Raw genomic sequence first — 14,961 nt, forward strand, 5'->3', positions numbered from 1 at the left:
CCATGCTCCAGCACGCGACGCACACCATCTCCGGGGACGGACTGTGGTTGACCACCGAGGACGGCCGCAGGCTCCTCGACGCCGCTTCCGGAACCTTCAACCTGCCCCTGGGCTACGCCCACCCGCATGTGGTCCAGGCGGTCCAGGAGCAGGCCGGCCGACTCAGCCATGCCCCCTCCGGGTTCACCAGGAACGCCTCGGAACGGCTCGGCGGCAGACTGCTCGCCCACGCACCCGCCGGGATATCCCGCAGTTGGATCAGGGACGCGACCGGATCCACGGCCAACGAGTGCGCGGTGAAGATCGCCCAGAAGGCGACCGGGCGGCGACAGGTCATCAGCTTCTTCCTGTCCCACCACGGCCAGACCCTGGCGACGACGGCCATGTCCGGCAACGCCTTCCGGCGCGGCTCCTTCCCGGCGGCCGCGACCGCCGCCGAGGCCCTGGTGGTACCGGGCGCCTACTGCCACCGGTGCTTCTACGCCAAGAGCCACCCGAACTGCGCGGTGCTCTGCGCGACCCGGATCGAGGAGTTCCTGGAGTACGCGAGCAGTGGATCGGTGGCCGCCCTGATCGTGGAGCCGATCCAGGGCAACGGCGGAAACGCGGTCCCACCGCCGGAGTTCTTCCATGAGATCCGGCGCATCTGTGACCGGCACGGCATCGTCCTGATCGCCGACGAGGTACAGACGGCCCTCGGGCGGACCGGCCACATGTTCGCCAGCGAGGCCCTCGGGCTGCGGCCCGACGTGATCACCCTCGCCAAGGGTCTGGGCGGGATCGGACTGCCCATCGGCGCCGTCCTGATGCGTGAGGAGCTCGACGTACTTGAGCCCCACGAGCACTCGTTCACCGGCGGCGCCAGCATCCTCGGCCTGACCGCGGCCAACGCGGCCCTGGACGTCCTGGAGGAACCGGGCTTCCTGGAACAGGTGCGGATCAACGGCGCCCTGCTCGGCGAGGCGCTGAAGAAGCTCGCCGCGGAGCACCCGTGCGTCAGCGACGTACGCGGCATGGGCTACATGTGGGGGCTGGAGCTCTCGCACCCCGACGGAAGCCGGGACATCCCGCTGACCCACCGGGTGATCGAGGTCGCGGAACGGGAGTTCGGCCTGGTGCTGCGGGGTTCGCGCTACGGGCGCGGCAACGTGGTCAAGGTCCGCCCCGCACTGATCGCCACCCAGGACGACCTCGCCGAGATCGTCACCCGGCTCGGCGCCGCCCTCGCCGCGGCGACCGGCGCCGGGGACGGGGTGGCGGCATGAAGGCGCTGACCTACCAGGGCCCCTGGGACCTCAGGATCACCGACGTGCCCGATCCCGCCGAGCCCCGGCGCGACGACGTCGTGGTCAAGGTGCACCGGGTGGGCATCTGCGGGACCGACCTGGGCATCGCCACCGGCCGCTACGACGCCGAGCCCGGCGTGGTGATGGGGCACGAGGCGGTCGGCGAGGTCGTCGCCACCGGCCCCGACGTCCAGGACCTGCGGCCGGGCACCCTGGTCGCAGTCAACCCGACGTACTTCTGCGGCGCCTGCCACCTGTGCGCGACCGGCCGTCCCAACCACTGCCGGCGCAAGCTCGGAACCGAGGCCGGGGTCTCCGCGGACGGGCTGTTCGCCGAGTACTTCAGCACCACCCGCCGCTTCGTCCACCCGGTCACCGGCGGCCCCGGCTCCCGGAACACGGTCCTCAGCGAACCGCTGGCCTGTGTGCTGACCGGCGTCGGACGGTTGTCCCTCAGCGCGCAGATGCACGCCGCGGTCCTGGGCGCCGGCCCGATGGGCGTGCTGTACGCGGCCAGACTGGCCCAGTACGGGCTGCGGGTCACCCTGGTCGAGCAGTCCGCCGCGCGGGCCGACCGGGTCCGCGCGGTCGGCGGCCGGGACTGGTCGCTGGTGCGGACCCTGGAGCAGGTCCCCGGCGCCGAGGACGGCCGTCTCGACGTCGTCGTCGACACCACAGGACACCTGCTGGAGCCGGCCGTCGCCCGGCTGAGCCCCGGCGGACAACTGCTCCTGGTGGGCCTGAGCGGAGGGACGGCGACCGTCGAACCCGCCTCGATCGCCGACAACAGCCTGCAGATCCTCGGCTCCATCGACTCCCTCGGCACCTTCGCCGACGCGGTGGACCTGCTGGAGACGGGCACCCTGCCCCTGAACGGGACGGTCACCGCCGAGGTGCCCATGGCGGACTTCGCCACCGCGTTCGCCCTTCTCGGCGTCGACCTCCGCTCGCGCCGACGCACGGAACCCAGTGACCACCTCAAGGTGTGCCTGCAGCCAGGAAAGGCCGAATAGATGTCTCAGCTCCCACCGGAATCCGATGTCGTGGTCCTCGGATTCAACACCCTGGACCTGGTCTTCTCGGGTCCCGACGCGATCCGGCCGGACCAGAAGATCCACTCCACCGGACTGCTGCAGATCGCCGGCGGCCAGGGCGCCAACGCCGCGGTGGACCTGGCCGGCCTGGGCCTCGCGGTCCAGTACGCCGGGATGTTCGGCGACGACGCCTGGGGCGGCCTCAGCGCCGCCTCGCTGACCGACGCGGGCATCGGCACCGCCGCCTCCCGCACCGTCGCCGACTGCCCCAACCATGTGGCGGTCGTCGTCGTGGACACCACCCACGACACCCGGTCCATCGTGATGTGCAAGGACCCCCGGCTGACCGCCCCGGCCGACCTCGTCGACGAGCGGCTGCTGCGCACGACCAGGGCCCTGTACACCGACGGCCACGAGTTCGAGCTGTCCGTCGCGGCGGCGGCCCTCGCCGCCTCCCTGGGCGTCCCGGTCTTCTCCGACCTGGAATCGCTGCGGCCGGACACCGACCGGCTGCTCCGGCACGTCGGCGAACTGGTCGCGCCCCTGGCCGTGCTGGCCGAGCTGACCGGTGCGACCGACGAGGCCGAGATCCTCGCCGGAGTGCGGAAGCTGGGCCCGGCGGTGGTCGTGGCCACCAAGGGCGGCGAGGGGTGCAGCACCCTGGACGAGCAGGGCCGGCTGGTGGTCCTGCCCGCGGTGCCGACCGAGGTGGTGGACTCGACCGGCGCGGGCGACGCCTTCCACGCGGGCTACCTCGCGGCGCGGCTCCGGGGCGCGGGGATCGTCGAAGCGGCGGAGCTCGGCAACCGGGCGGGCGCCCTCAAGTGCCGCTTCCCCGGCCCCCGAGTCCCCCCGGAGGCGATGGCCGCCCTCCGGACAGACCCGGCCGCGGCCGGATGACCTCCGCGGACACGGCACCGGGTCCGCTCCTGCCACAGGCCGTCCTGGTGGACTGCGACGGCCTGCTGGCGGACACCGAGCCGGCCTGGGGCCGGGCGACCAGTCGGCTCCTGGCCGCCTTCGGCATCGGCGTCGACGACGCCGCGCTGACCGAGCAGCTCACCGGGGTCTCGCTGGCGGAGACCGTACTCCACCTGTCCCGGCTGGTCGGGGCCGGTTCACCGGGCCCGGAGGAACTGGAGCGGCGCCTGCTCGACCTGTTCCGGCAGGACCTGGCGGAGCACGGCGCCACTGCGATGCCCGGCGCCCGGGAGCTGCTGCGGCGGCTCGCCCCGACGACACCGGTCGCCGTGGTCTCCAACAGCCCCCGGGCACTGGTCGGCGACATCCTGCGGCACACCGGGCTGCTGCCGTACGTGCGGGTGGTCGTCGGGGCGCACGGCAGTTGCCGGCCCAAGCCCGCTCCCGACCCGTATCTGACCGGGTGTTCGCTGCTGGGGGTCGCCCCCGAGCACTGTCTCGCCCTGGAGGACTCGCCGACCGGCGCCCGGGCGGCGGTGGCGGCCGGACTGCGGGTCACCGTGGTGCCCCCGCCCGGCGTCCACCCGGCGGAGTACCCGCCCGGCGTGGTCCACCTGGCCACCCTCCTCGACGCCGACGCCGCTTGGCAGGCGGAACTGACCACCCGTCATCCGATCGGCTGACCCTCCCCAGAAGACGGGACCCATGCAGACGAAGACCCCGGCCACCGGGTCGGCGCCCAGCGCCGACCCGGTGCCCGTCGCCGACACCCAGCGATCGATCCTGGGATTCCTCAGCCGACCGGAGCGCAACGGCGACCCCTACGTCCTCCCGCTGCTGCTCGACCTCGAAGGCCCGCTGGACCAGGAGCGCTTCGCGGCGGCCTGCGCCGCCCTGGCCGACCGGCACGAGGCGCTGCGCACCGGATTCACCGCCGCGTCCCCCGCCTCGGACGGCACGGTGGTCCAGACCGTCCGACCGCATGCCGCCATCGACTACCGTGTCCGGTCGCTCACCGGGGACGGTGCCGCCGCGGCGGCCGCCGAGCTCGTCCGGGCCGAGCTGAGTGCGGGATTCGCCCACCGGGGCGAGGCCCTGTTCCGGGTGCGGCTGTACCGGACCGGCGCCGACCGCCACCTCGCGCTGCTGCTCTTCCACCACCTCACCTTCGACGGCTGGTCGGCCGGCTGCGTGCTGCGCGACCTGGACGCGCTCTACCGCGGCCAGGACCCTTCGCCGGAACAACGGCCGGGCCAGTACCGGGACTTCATCCACTGGCAGGCGGCGGAGAGCGAGCCGCAGCGGCTGCGGCCCTCGCTGGAGTTCTGGGGTGAGCGCCTGGACGGGTTCCGCCCGGACGGCGCCATCGCCTCGGCCGCGCTGCGGCCCGGCGGGGACTACACGGCGGGCGAGACACCGGTCGCCGTGCCCGCGCGGCTCCAGGACGCCGTCACCGCGGCCGGCCGCACCACCGGAACCACCGCCTACCTGCTGCACACCGCGGCCTGGGCGCTGGCACTGGTGGACGTCTTCGGTGCGCAGTCCTTCATCCTCGCCAGCCCGATGGCCCTGCGCCATCGGCCGGGCTGGGCGGACCTGGTCGGCGACCTGACGAACATGCTGGTCATGCCGCTCGCCGCAGACCCGGGCGACGGCATGCGCGACCTGGTCCCGGCACTGCAGGCCGCCCACTATCCGGCGCTCGCGCACATGAACGTGCACTACCAGCGGGTCCTGACGGCGCTGGGCCGAGGCACCGAGTACCACGCGCGGATCGGCTACCACTCCCAGCCCGACCCGCCCCCGGCCCTCGGCGGACTGCGCGTGCGCCGGATCGCACCGGCCGGAGAGGCGGCCACCAGGCGCCTGGTGTCCCTGGAGCTGAACGCCGCGAGGCCGGACCCCAGCGGGGTGATCGTCTACCGCCGCTCCCTGGTGACGGCCCAGCAGAGCCTCGCGCTACGGGCCGCTTACCTGCACCGCCTGAGCCAGTACCTGCCCTGACCCGGTATCCGACCCGACCACTACCTCCGACATCCGACAGGAGAGCCCCATGCCCGAACCACAGGACGACGTCCTGGTCCAGGCCGCCGGTCTGACCAAGGTCCACCGCGCGGGCGGCCTGCGCGCCGTGGACGGCATCGACTTCGAGCTGCGCCGGGGCGTGGCCTTCGGCTTCCTCGGCCCCAACGGGGCCGGCAAGTCGACCACCATGCGCATGATCGGCTGCGTCTCGACGCCCTCGGCCGGCCGGCTGCGGATCCTCGGGCTGGACCCGGCCACCCAGGGCGAGCTGATCCGGGCCAGGATCGGCGTCGTCCCGCAGGAGGACTCGCTCGACGTCGATCTGACGGTCCGGGAGAACCTGCTGGTCTACGGCCGGTACTTCGGACTGTCGCGCCGTGAGTCCCGTGAGCGCGCGGGGGAACTGCTCGGCTTCGCCCAACTGGAGGACCGGGCGGACGCCAAGGTCGAGACCCTCTCCGGCGGAATGAAGCGCAGGCTGACCATCGCCCGCTCACTCATCAACAACCCGGAGATCCTGCTGCTCGACGAGCCGACCACCGGCCTCGACCCGCAGGCGCGGCACGTGCTCTGGGACCGCCTGTTCCGGCTCAAGCAGCAGGGCGTCACCCTCATCCTGACCACGCACTACATGGACGAGGCGGAGCAGCTCTGCGACCGCCTGGTGGTGATGGACAAGGGACGGATCGCCGCCGAGGGCTCGCCGCGCGAGCTGATCGACGGCCACTCCAGCCGCGAGGTGGTCGAACTCAGGTTCGCCGTCGGCGAGCAGGAGGTCATGGCGGAGAAGCTCAGGGACGCCGCCGAGCGCGTCGAGGTGCTCCCGGACCGGGTGCTGCTCTACACCGCTGACGGCGAGTCGGCGCTTGCCGCCGTCCAGCAGCTGGGGATCGCCCCGCTCACCACACTCACCCGCAGGTCGACGCTGGAGGACGTGTTCCTGCGGCTCACCGGCCGGACCCTGGTCGACTGACGTCGGCCGAAGGAGCAGCAGCACTCATGTCCTCGTCACTCGCCCTTCGGGAATACTCGTACTGGATGGCCCACTACCGCCGCACCTGGCGCGGGACCGTCGTCGTCAGCGTCGCCAACCCCCTGTTCTTCCTGGCCGCGATGGGCGCGGGGCTGGGCAGGCTGGTCGACCACCAGCACAGTCCGTACCTGCACGGCGTCGGCTACCTCGCCTTCTTCGCCCCGGGACTGCTGGCCGCGGCCACCATGCAGACAGCGGTGCTGGAAGCCGGCCGACCCGTGCACACCTCCGCGCGGAAGCGCGGGAACTACCGGGCCGCCGCGGCGACCCCGCTCCGCCCCGCCGACATCTTCAGCGGCCACCTGCTCTTCATGGCCTTCCGGATCACCGTCAGCGCCACGGCGTTCGTGCTGGTGCTGCAGCTGTTCCCGGCGACCCGCTCGGTGCAGGCACTGCTGCTCGTCCCCGCCGCGCTGCTGACCGGGCTGGCCTTCGCCGCCCCGCTGGCGGCGTGGGCCATCACCGTGGAGCGGACCGCCGCCCTCAACTCCTTCTTCCGGTTCGTGGCGATGCCGCTGTACATGTTCTCCGGCACCTTCTTCTCGATCGGCCAACTGCCCTCCTGGCTGCGGCCGCTCGCCTACGCGAGTCCGCTGTGGCAGGGCGTCGACCTGTGCCGGACCCTCGCCCTGTCGACCGCCACCTGGGCCGGCAGCGCCCTGCACATCGCCTACCTCGCGGCGCTGACCTGCGGCGGCGTCATCGCCGCCCGCCGTACCTACCACCGCCACCTGCACAGCTGAGGACCCACGAGCAGCACACGAGCAGCAAAGGACGACCGGACCCACATGGCCACTCTCCTGTCAGCGGCGCCCCCCGCCCCCCGCCGCGGTCGCAGTCGCGCCCTGCTCCTGGTGGAGCGCAACCTGATGATCTACCGGCACACCTGGTCGGTGTTCGTCGCCGAGATCTTCGAGCCGGTGCTCTACCTGCTCACCATCGGCCTGGGCGTGGGCCAACTCGTCGGCCACATACCGGGACTCGGCACCCGGAACGCCGACTACACCGCGTTCGTCGCGCCCGCGCTGCTGGCGACCGCCGCCATGAACAGCGCGATGAACGAGACCACGTTCAACCTGTTCTACAAACTGAAGTTCGACCGGGTCTACGACTCGATCCTCACCACGCCCATGAACATCCGCGACGTGGTGACCGGCGAGGTCTACTGGGCCGTGCTGCGCGGAGTCACCGCGTGCGTGGGGTTCCTCGCCGTGGTCAGCTGCTTCGGCGCGGTGCGCACGCCCTGGGTGCTGCTGGTCGTCCCCGGCGCCGCGGTGATCGCCTTCTCCTTCGCCGCCGTCGGCCTCGCGGTGACGACCTACCTGCGCACCTCGCACGACTTCCAGCTGATCCAGCTGGTCATGCTGCCGATGTTCCTCTTCGCCACGACCTTCTACCCGCTCGGCGTCTACCCGCGCCCCGTGCAGATCGCGGTCGAGTGCCTGCCCCTGTACCAGGCGATCGAGCTGCTGCGCGGACCGGCGCTCGGCGAGATCACCCCGGGGCTGCTGCTGGCGGTCGGCTACCTGCTGCTGCTCGGCCTGGCCGGCCGGGCCGTGGCGATCCGCCGCCTGTCCCGGTCGCTCCTCCACTGAAGAAAGAAGCACCCGTCGTGACAAGCACCAACTGGTGGCGCAGCGCCGTCATCTACCAGGTCTACATCCGCTCCTTCGCGGACGGCAACGGGGACGGCGTCGGCGATCTGGCCGGCGTCCGGGCCAAGCTGCCCTACCTGTCGGAGCTGGGCGTAGACGCGCTCTGGTTCAACCCCTGGTACGCCTCGCCGATGGCGGACGCCGGCTACGACGTCGCCGACTACCGCCGGATCGACCCGCTCTTCGGGACCCTGCCCCAGGCACGGGAGCTGATTGGCGACGCGCACCGGCGAGGCCTGCGCATCATCGTCGACGTCGTCCCGAACCACGTCTCCGAGCAGCACGCCTGGTTCCAGGAGGCGTTGCAGTCGCCGCCGGGATCCGAGGCCCGGGAGCTGTTCTGGTTCCGCCCCGGCCGCGGCGCCGACGGCGAACTGCCGCCCAACGACTGGAACTCCGAGTTCGGGGGCGGGGCGTGGACCCGGACCACCGACCCGGACGGCACCCCCGGCGAGTGGTACCTGCACCTGTTCGCCGCCGAGCAGCCCGACCTCAACTGGACCAACCCCAAGGTCGTCGAGGAGTACCAGTCCGTCCTGCGGTTCTGGTTCGACCTCGGGGTCGACGGGGTGCGGATCGACTCGGCGACCATGCCGGCGAAGGACCCGCTGCTGCCGGACCTCGGACCCGAAGGCTCCCGGCCGTCGTCGGCACAGCGGCCGCACCCCTTCATCGACCGGGACGAGGTCCACGAGATCTACCGCGGCTGGCGGGCGCTGGCCGACAGCTACCCCGAGCCGAAGGCGCTGATCGGGGAGCTCTGGCTGGATTCCCCGGAACGCCTGGCCGCGTACCTGCGCCAGGACGAACTGCACACCGCCTTCAACTTCGACTACCTCAACTGCCCCTGGGACGCGGCCCGGCTGCGCTCGGTCATCGACACCACCCTCCGCACCCACGCGCCGGTGGACGCCCCGGCCACCTGGGTGCTGTCGAACCACGACGTGACCCGCCATGTGACCCGCTACGGCCGGGCCGAGAGCGCCCAGGGCCGGAGCCCGCAGCAGCAGGGCGCACCCAGCGACCGCGGGCTCGGCACCCGGCGGGCCAGGGCCGCGCTCCTGCTCAACCTGGCCCTGCCCGGCTCCTGCTACCTCTACCAGGGCGAGGAGCTCGGCCTGCCGGAGGTCTACGACATCCCCGACAGTGCCAGGCAGGACCCGTACTTCCACCGCACCGGCGGCGCGGACACCGGCCGGGACGGCTGCCGGGTCCCGCTGCCCTGGAGCGGGACCGAGGCCCCCTACGGTTTCAGCCCCCGCGGCGCCGGTGCGGAACCGTGGCTGCCGCAGCCGCCGGTCTGGGCCGAACTCTCGGCGGCCGCGCAGAGCGGTGACGCCGGGTCAGTGCTCGCCCTCTACCGCAGGGCGCTGCGGCTACGCCGGGACGAACCCGCCCTCGGCGACGGAACCATGGCCTGGCTCGACACACCCCAGCAGGTACTCGCCTTCTCCCGGGACGACGGCTTCGTCTGCGTCGTGAACCTGGACAGCCGCCCCGCGGACCTGCCCGCGCACCGCGAGGTCCTGCTGACCAGCGGCCCCCTCGACGAGGGCCGCCTCCCGACCGACACGGCGGTATGGCTGCGCCGCTGACCGGTCGGCCCGCGGTCGCAGGTTGGGCAGAACGCGCGCAGTCAGCGACGAAGAAAGTGCGGGAACGGGCGCACTTGCCGAGGTACCCCGGCGTCGGCGTCGTGCTGCAGCGGCACACCACTTTCCTGCTGGAGCGGGGCTACGAGCCGATCGGTCCTTTTCTATTCCGACACTCAGGTTTTGAAATCGTGCGAGATCCACAGAAATGATGGAGCGTCAGCATCGTTCGGCTTGCCTCCTGGCGCTCTTGACGCGTTCGCTCCCAGGCGTGACGGTTGGAGCACGCCCGTGCAACTCCGAGTCTTGGGAGACAGCCCGTGTCAGTAGAGTTCATCGGGATTGATCCCGATACCGGCAAGTCGGGCTCGCCTACGGTGTGGGTCGAGGACGAGGAGCTGGAGATCATCGTTCAGAGCGACGCCGCCGAGACCGTGTGGGAGCGCGGGATTGAGCACGGCAAGTACAGCGTCTGATCCCTCAACCCTCCTGCGAGTCGGACCGTCACCATCTATGTCTTCGTCCCCTTCGTCCAGCGCGCGGGCCGCGCGGGTCGCGCTCGCTTCGCGCCTGTCAGATCTCCGCAAGGATGCGGGGCTGACTGGCCGTGAGCTGGCACTTGCGTGCGGCTGGCACCCATCCAAGGTGTCTCGCATTCAGGCTGCCAAAGTCCCGGTAGCGGATGCCGACTTGCGTGCCTGGTGCGCAGCGACTGGAGCGGGCGATCAGGTTGCTGACCTGATCGCGGCATCCCGCGCAGTCGAGTCGATGTACTGGGAGTGGAGGCGGCAGCATCAAAGGGGAATGCGTGCTGCCCAGGAGGACGGGTTCACGACGCTGGAGAGGTCTCAGCGCTGTCGGGTGTATGTGTCCAACGTTGTCCCAGGGTTCTTCCAGACAGCCGAGTACGCCACCGCTCTCATGCGTTCCATCACAGAGTTCCAGGGCACCCCTGACGACGTGGCAGAAGCAGTTGAGGCACGGGTCGCCCGGAGCCGCTTCCTGTACGAGGGGAACCATCGCTTCGCGGTCCTGGTCGAGGAATGGGTGCTCCGGGCGCGTATCGGCAGCGCTGAGACGATGGCGGGTCAGCTCGGTCACCTGCTTGCGGTTATGCCACTTCCCTCGGTGTCCCTCGGCGTGATCCCGATGACTGTGAACCGAGGACTGTGGCCGCTCGAAGCGTTCTACCTGTTCGATGAGAAACACGTCTCCGTTGAGACGCTCACCGCAGAGGTGAACGTGAGCCGGCCCAGTGAAGTGGCCGACTACATCCGGGCGTTCGGCGAGTTGCAGAAGCTCGCCGTGTACGGAGTGAAGGCCCGAGCACTCATCACGTCGGCGATAGATGCCCTGGGGTGACGGGGCGAGCAACCTCGTGCAACTTCCTCGCGGTCCGAATCGGCAGGTCCCTACTGTCTGAGAGTCGGTGGTGGGTAGGCAGGAAGGGGATTCGACGTGGGGACGACTCGGGCCGAACGGGGAGCGCACGCGGCGTCGCTCGCGTTGATCGAAGCTCTCGGCTCCCTCGGGATCGAGATCGCCTCGGTCCGAGCCGCCGTAGGGCGAAGCGATGAAGGCGTGCGGCTCGGCACTCTCGCGACCGCTGATGTGTGGGAGTTGGTGGGCATCCTCACCGCCGAGTGCTCCCGCCGGTCCGCTGCTGCCGCAGTGCGGGTCGCTCTGGCGGAAGTTGGGATGACGGAGGCCGGGTGATGGCACAGGAGAGCCGTACGCCGGCTGCTATGACGGTCCCTAAGCTCTGTGCGGACTGTCGATACTGGCGAGAGCAGGAGACAGCGGCTCATGTGTGTGGGGACTTCAGTCGACGCTCCGACGTCCGCGTTCTCTGGCGTCGGCACATCGCTGCTGAGCATGCCTCAGCCCCACCGCAGGTAGAGATTCAGGGTGAGGGTGTCGCGGTCCGGGAAGCCCGCTCCGCCGCCACCGGCTGACGCCTCAAGCCCATTTGGCCAGGGCCATGATGGAAGTCCTACGCATTTACCAGGCGTACACGAAAAGATCGGCCACGTTATTCGTGGTGGCCTGCGCAAGGGTGATGGATTCGGCGAAGAACGTTTCCTTTGAGTGTGGTGATCTTGTTCTGATCGGCTGGGAAGAAGTCCCAGCTCAGAGGCCATGACCGGAATCGAACCGGCGTAAACCGCTTTGCAGGCGGTCCCCTCAACCACTCGGGCACACGGCCGTGACGGGGAGGAACGGTGATGCTGGGTCAGACAGCGACGGAAGGGTGACACGTCGTGCGACAGCTGGGGCGACAGTCGACCGGACAGGCGCCGCGACGGGGGGTGCGCTGCATGCTGTGCACTGCCTTCCCGTTCATCGTCGGCTCCTGGTCGTTTGTTCCGGTCCTGCGCTTCTGCAATTGACTCTACGGTATTCGCCCCCCTATTCGTCAACACCCTCATGGGAATTCCGTCCCGGCTCCGCGGCGAGGAGCCGCCCTCTCAAGGCGACCTCCAGTTCGAAGCGGGCGTCCGGGTCGCTGAGCGCCGGGCCGAAGAGTTGCTGGACCCGGTGCAGTCGCTGACGGGCCGTCTGCGGGTGGATGCCCAGTCGGGTGGCGACCTCCGGCGCGGTTCCTCGGTTGGTCTGCAGCCAGGCCAGCAGGGTCGCACCGAGGCGCTCGCTCTGTTTCGGCGTGAGCGGGGACAGCGGGGACAGGCGTCGTGCGGCCATCAGGCGGACCAGCGGGGGGTCGCCGAGGAGCAGGAGTTCGGCGAGGCGGTCGTCGACGGTGCGGGGGGCGGGGCGGGCCACAGTCGCAGTGCCGGGATTGGGGCCGGGGCCGGGGCGGTCGGGGCCGGCGCTGGTGCCGGGGTTGGTGCGTTGGGTGGTGGCGTGGGCGGCGCGGGCCCAGCGGAGGGAGTCGGCGGCCAGCTCCAGCGGGACGGTCGGACCGACCACCGCTCCGCGGTCGGCGAGGGTGGTTCGGAGGTGGGGGTCCGTCAGTAGGCGGGCCGGGTCCGGGAGGAGGAGGAAGGGGGCGGGGCCGTCGGGCTCGGAGAGGATCCCTCCAGGGAGGCTGCGGAGGCCGGTACCGGTCGGGTTGGCGCCGGGCCCGAGGCCGAGCTCGAGGTTGGGGCTGAGGCCGGAGCCGGTTCCGGTGCCGAGGCCCACGCCCCCGATGCCCGCGCCGTTGCCGACTGCGCGGCCCGTCCCCGCGCCGTTGCCGCCTGTGCCCGTGCCCGTCCGCGTACCGCCCGCGCCGTTGCCGGCGCCGCTGCCCGCCGGGCTCAGGGCGACGCAGGCGACCCACGCGGGCAAGGGCCAGTCCGCGTCGGCTGCGGCCTGGGCTACCGCGGGACCCGGCGCCGCGGTGACGATCAGGTCGAGCAGGGCTCGCCTCCGGCGGACGAAGGCACCGGGCTCGTCGGTCTTGGCCTCGTTGTAGCCGCGGACCGACGCGGACGCCATCTCGTCGATGTGGGTGAAGATCGCCTCCGCGACCACGACCAGCAGATCCGGCCCGAGGCCGACCCGTCGGGCCACCCGGGCGTAGCGCCGCCAGGCGACCCGCGCCCCGGTGCGGAACGCCGCCTGCAACGCGTCCAGGCTGCGGCCCTCCGCGGCCTCGCCCCGGCCCAGCGCCCGGTAGACCCGCAGCCGCTCGTCCCGGCTCGGCGCGGAGCCGTCCACCAGGTCGGTGAACTCGGCCAGCGCGGTCTCCACGCCGTACCTGATTCCCGTGCCGAAATTCCCGGACAGCGGTCGGGAGAATTCGGGTACCTGTTTCCTGATCTCACTGATGATCTCGGCGGCGAGGGTCGTCTGCTCTTTCCTCAGTTCGACCGCGAAACTGCGCGGCAGGGCGGTCCACGGCCTGTCCACAACCTCATGCCCCTCGGATCAGGGATCCGCCACCCTGTGAGCGGAGCCGCCCGACGTGAGTATGCGGCCATGTTACTGACGAGTCAATAGATCTGACATGGCTGTCTGTGACCTCGCAGGGGTGGGCGGGAGCGGCGGTCCCGGGTCGGCGGCACCGGCCCGGCGAGCCCCCGCGCCGTTCCCGCGGCGCTGCCGCGGCGCCGTTCCCGCTAGGTCTGATGACAGGTCGGCCGGAGTGGGCGGAGGGAATCATGGCATCCGGTCGAGTACTTTACGGAACCGGCTGCGAAATGCATTGACGGGATTGGACGGCGCTTCTAGCGTCCACGACCTGTCAGCGGTCCGCTATTCCATCCGATTATAGGCAGGACCGTATCCGCAATTCCGAGACAGGGACGGTTTTCGGCATGGCCACAGAAAAGGCACAGAGAGAGAAGACGCGGCGCGGGACCCGGCTGCTCACCGCTGCCGCGGCGGTCGCCCTGGGACTCGCGGTGGCCGGCACCCAGCCTGCCGCGGCGGCGACCCACTACCCGGTCAACTACGACTTCGCGACCGGCGCCGTGGCCGGCGCGCTCACCCCGACCAAGGCGCCGCTCGGTGCCAACGACTGGTCCTGCAAGCCCAGCGCGGCCCACCCCGAGGCGGTGGTGCTGGTCAACGGCACCTTCGGCAACATGTCCGACAACTGGGCCGCGGCCTCCCCGCTGCTCGCCAACAACGGGTACTGCGTCTTCGCCTTCAACTACGGCGGCAGCTCGCCGAACGCGATCTTCCAGGGCACCGGCGAGATCGGCGCCAGCGCCGCGCAGCTCGCCACGTTCGTGGACCAGGTGCTGGCCGCCACCGGGACGTCCAAGGTGGACCTGCTCGGCCACTCGCAGGGCGGCATGATGCCGCGTTACTACATCAAGAACCTCGGCGGCGCGGCCAAGGTGGACAAGCTGGTGGCGCTGGCCCCGAGCAACAACGGGACCACGCTGGACGGGATCACCCAGCTGGGCCAGGCGCTGCAGCTGCTGATCCCGGTGAACGGCCTGCTGAACGGGCCCTGCGCGGCCTGTGTCGAGCAGGAGGTCGGATCGCCGTTCCTGACCGCGCTGAACGCGGGCGGCGAGACCTCGCCGAGCGTGACCTACACCGTCATCGAGTCGGTGGACGACGAGGTGGTCACCCCGTACACCAACGCCTTCCTGCCGGCGGCGCCCAACGTCACCGACATCACGCTCCAGCACCAGTGCCTGCTCGACTCCACCGACCACCTGGAGATCGCCGCCGACCCGATCGCGCTCACCGACGTACTGAATGCGCTGGACCCGGCGCATCCGCGGAGCGTTCCCTGCGAGGTGGTGCTGCCGATCACCGGTCCGCTGTTCTGACCGGTGGCGGCAGGAGGTGTGCCTAGGTCCGGAGGCTGAGTCGTCGTCCGCCTCCGGACAGGGGTCAACCTATTGGATGACCCTTACAATCACTTCGGTGACCACCCGCACGCGTTCCTCCGCCCCCGACCGCGACAACGATCGCGACCACGACCGGGACCCCGCCCGCTCCGCCGAGACCGGC

13 protein-coding genes and 1 tRNA gene are annotated in these 14,961 nt (G+C 71.0%); 12 read left to right on the plus strand and 2 right to left on the minus strand.

The features are described 5' to 3' along the window. Nucleotides 1–2: 2 nt before the first annotated feature. The 11 genes from ACEZDE_RS22085 to ACEZDE_RS22135 all read left to right on the plus strand — a co-directional run bounded on the left by ACEZDE_RS22085 (nucleotide 3) and on the right by ACEZDE_RS22135 (nucleotide 10,908). Nucleotides 3–1,265, plus strand: coding sequence for an aspartate aminotransferase family protein (locus ACEZDE_RS22085; protein WP_380538472.1), 1,263 nt, complete (start codon nucleotides 3–5; stop codon nucleotides 1,263–1,265). Continuing rightward, a complete protein-coding gene (locus ACEZDE_RS22090; protein WP_380538474.1) occupies nucleotides 1,262–2,299 on the plus strand; it encodes a zinc-dependent alcohol dehydrogenase in 1,038 nt (345 codons plus the stop codon). The genes ACEZDE_RS22085 and ACEZDE_RS22090 overlap by 4 nt, the downstream gene beginning before the upstream one ends. Continuing rightward, a complete protein-coding gene (locus ACEZDE_RS22095) occupies nucleotides 2,300–3,220 on the plus strand; it encodes a carbohydrate kinase family protein (RefSeq protein ID WP_380538476.1) in 921 nt (306 codons plus the stop codon). A gap of 47 nt (nucleotides 3,221–3,267) precedes the next feature. Beyond that, entirely contained in the window at nucleotides 3,268–3,924 is a 657-nt protein-coding gene (locus ACEZDE_RS22100; protein WP_380538478.1) for an HAD family hydrolase, read from the plus strand. Nucleotides 3,925–3,946: 22 nt separating this feature from the next. After that, a complete protein-coding gene (locus tag ACEZDE_RS22105; protein ID WP_380538480.1) occupies nucleotides 3,947–5,245 on the plus strand; it encodes a condensation domain-containing protein in 1,299 nt (432 codons plus the stop codon). Between the two features lie 49 nt (nucleotides 5,246–5,294). Continuing rightward, on the plus strand, nucleotides 5,295–6,239 hold the full coding sequence (locus ACEZDE_RS22110) for an ABC transporter ATP-binding protein (RefSeq protein ID WP_380538482.1): 945 nt from the start codon (nucleotides 5,295–5,297) through the stop codon (nucleotides 6,237–6,239). Between the two features lie 26 nt (nucleotides 6,240–6,265). After that, on the plus strand, nucleotides 6,266–7,042 hold the full coding sequence (locus tag ACEZDE_RS22115) for an ABC transporter permease (RefSeq protein WP_380538484.1): 777 nt from the start codon (nucleotides 6,266–6,268) through the stop codon (nucleotides 7,040–7,042). A 45-nt stretch (nucleotides 7,043–7,087) separates the two neighbouring features. Next, nucleotides 7,088–7,894, plus strand: a complete 807-nt coding sequence (locus tag ACEZDE_RS22120) for an ABC transporter permease (RefSeq protein ID WP_380538486.1) — start codon at nucleotides 7,088–7,090, stop codon at nucleotides 7,892–7,894. Nucleotides 7,895–7,911: 17 nt separating this feature from the next. Beyond that, nucleotides 7,912–9,549: a glycoside hydrolase family 13 protein gene (locus tag ACEZDE_RS22125; protein WP_380538487.1), complete on the plus strand. Its 1,638-nt coding sequence runs from the start codon at nucleotides 7,912–7,914 to the stop codon at nucleotides 9,547–9,549. Nucleotides 9,550–9,866: 317 nt separating this feature from the next. Beyond that, entirely contained in the window at nucleotides 9,867–10,022 is a 156-nt protein-coding gene (locus ACEZDE_RS22130; protein WP_380538489.1) for a hypothetical protein, read from the plus strand. Between the two features lie 37 nt (nucleotides 10,023–10,059). Then, nucleotides 10,060–10,908 carry a helix-turn-helix domain-containing protein gene (locus ACEZDE_RS22135; RefSeq protein ID WP_380538491.1) on the plus strand — a complete coding sequence of 283 codons (849 nt, stop codon included), beginning with the start codon at nucleotides 10,060–10,062 and terminating at the stop codon, nucleotides 10,906–10,908. 772 nt (nucleotides 10,909–11,680) lie between these two features. Here the strand turns inward: ACEZDE_RS22135 and ACEZDE_RS22140 are convergent. After that, nucleotides 11,681–11,752, minus strand: a tRNA-Cys gene (locus ACEZDE_RS22140). A gap of 203 nt (nucleotides 11,753–11,955) precedes the next feature. Then, nucleotides 11,956–13,239 (minus strand): helix-turn-helix domain-containing protein, encoded by a 1,284-nt coding sequence (locus tag ACEZDE_RS22145; protein WP_380538493.1) that lies wholly within the window; start codon nucleotides 13,237–13,239, stop codon nucleotides 11,956–11,958. Nucleotides 13,240–13,805: 566 nt separating this feature from the next. Between ACEZDE_RS22145 and ACEZDE_RS22150 the strand changes: the two genes are divergently transcribed. Further along, entirely contained in the window at nucleotides 13,806–14,777 is a 972-nt protein-coding gene (locus tag ACEZDE_RS22150; protein WP_380538495.1) for an esterase/lipase family protein, read from the plus strand. Nucleotides 14,778–14,961: the final 184 nt, after the last annotated feature.

This window comes from Streptacidiphilus cavernicola, assembly GCF_042510955.1.
Taxonomy (GTDB): Bacteria; Actinomycetota; Actinomycetes; order Streptomycetales; family Streptomycetaceae; genus Streptacidiphilus; species Streptacidiphilus cavernicola.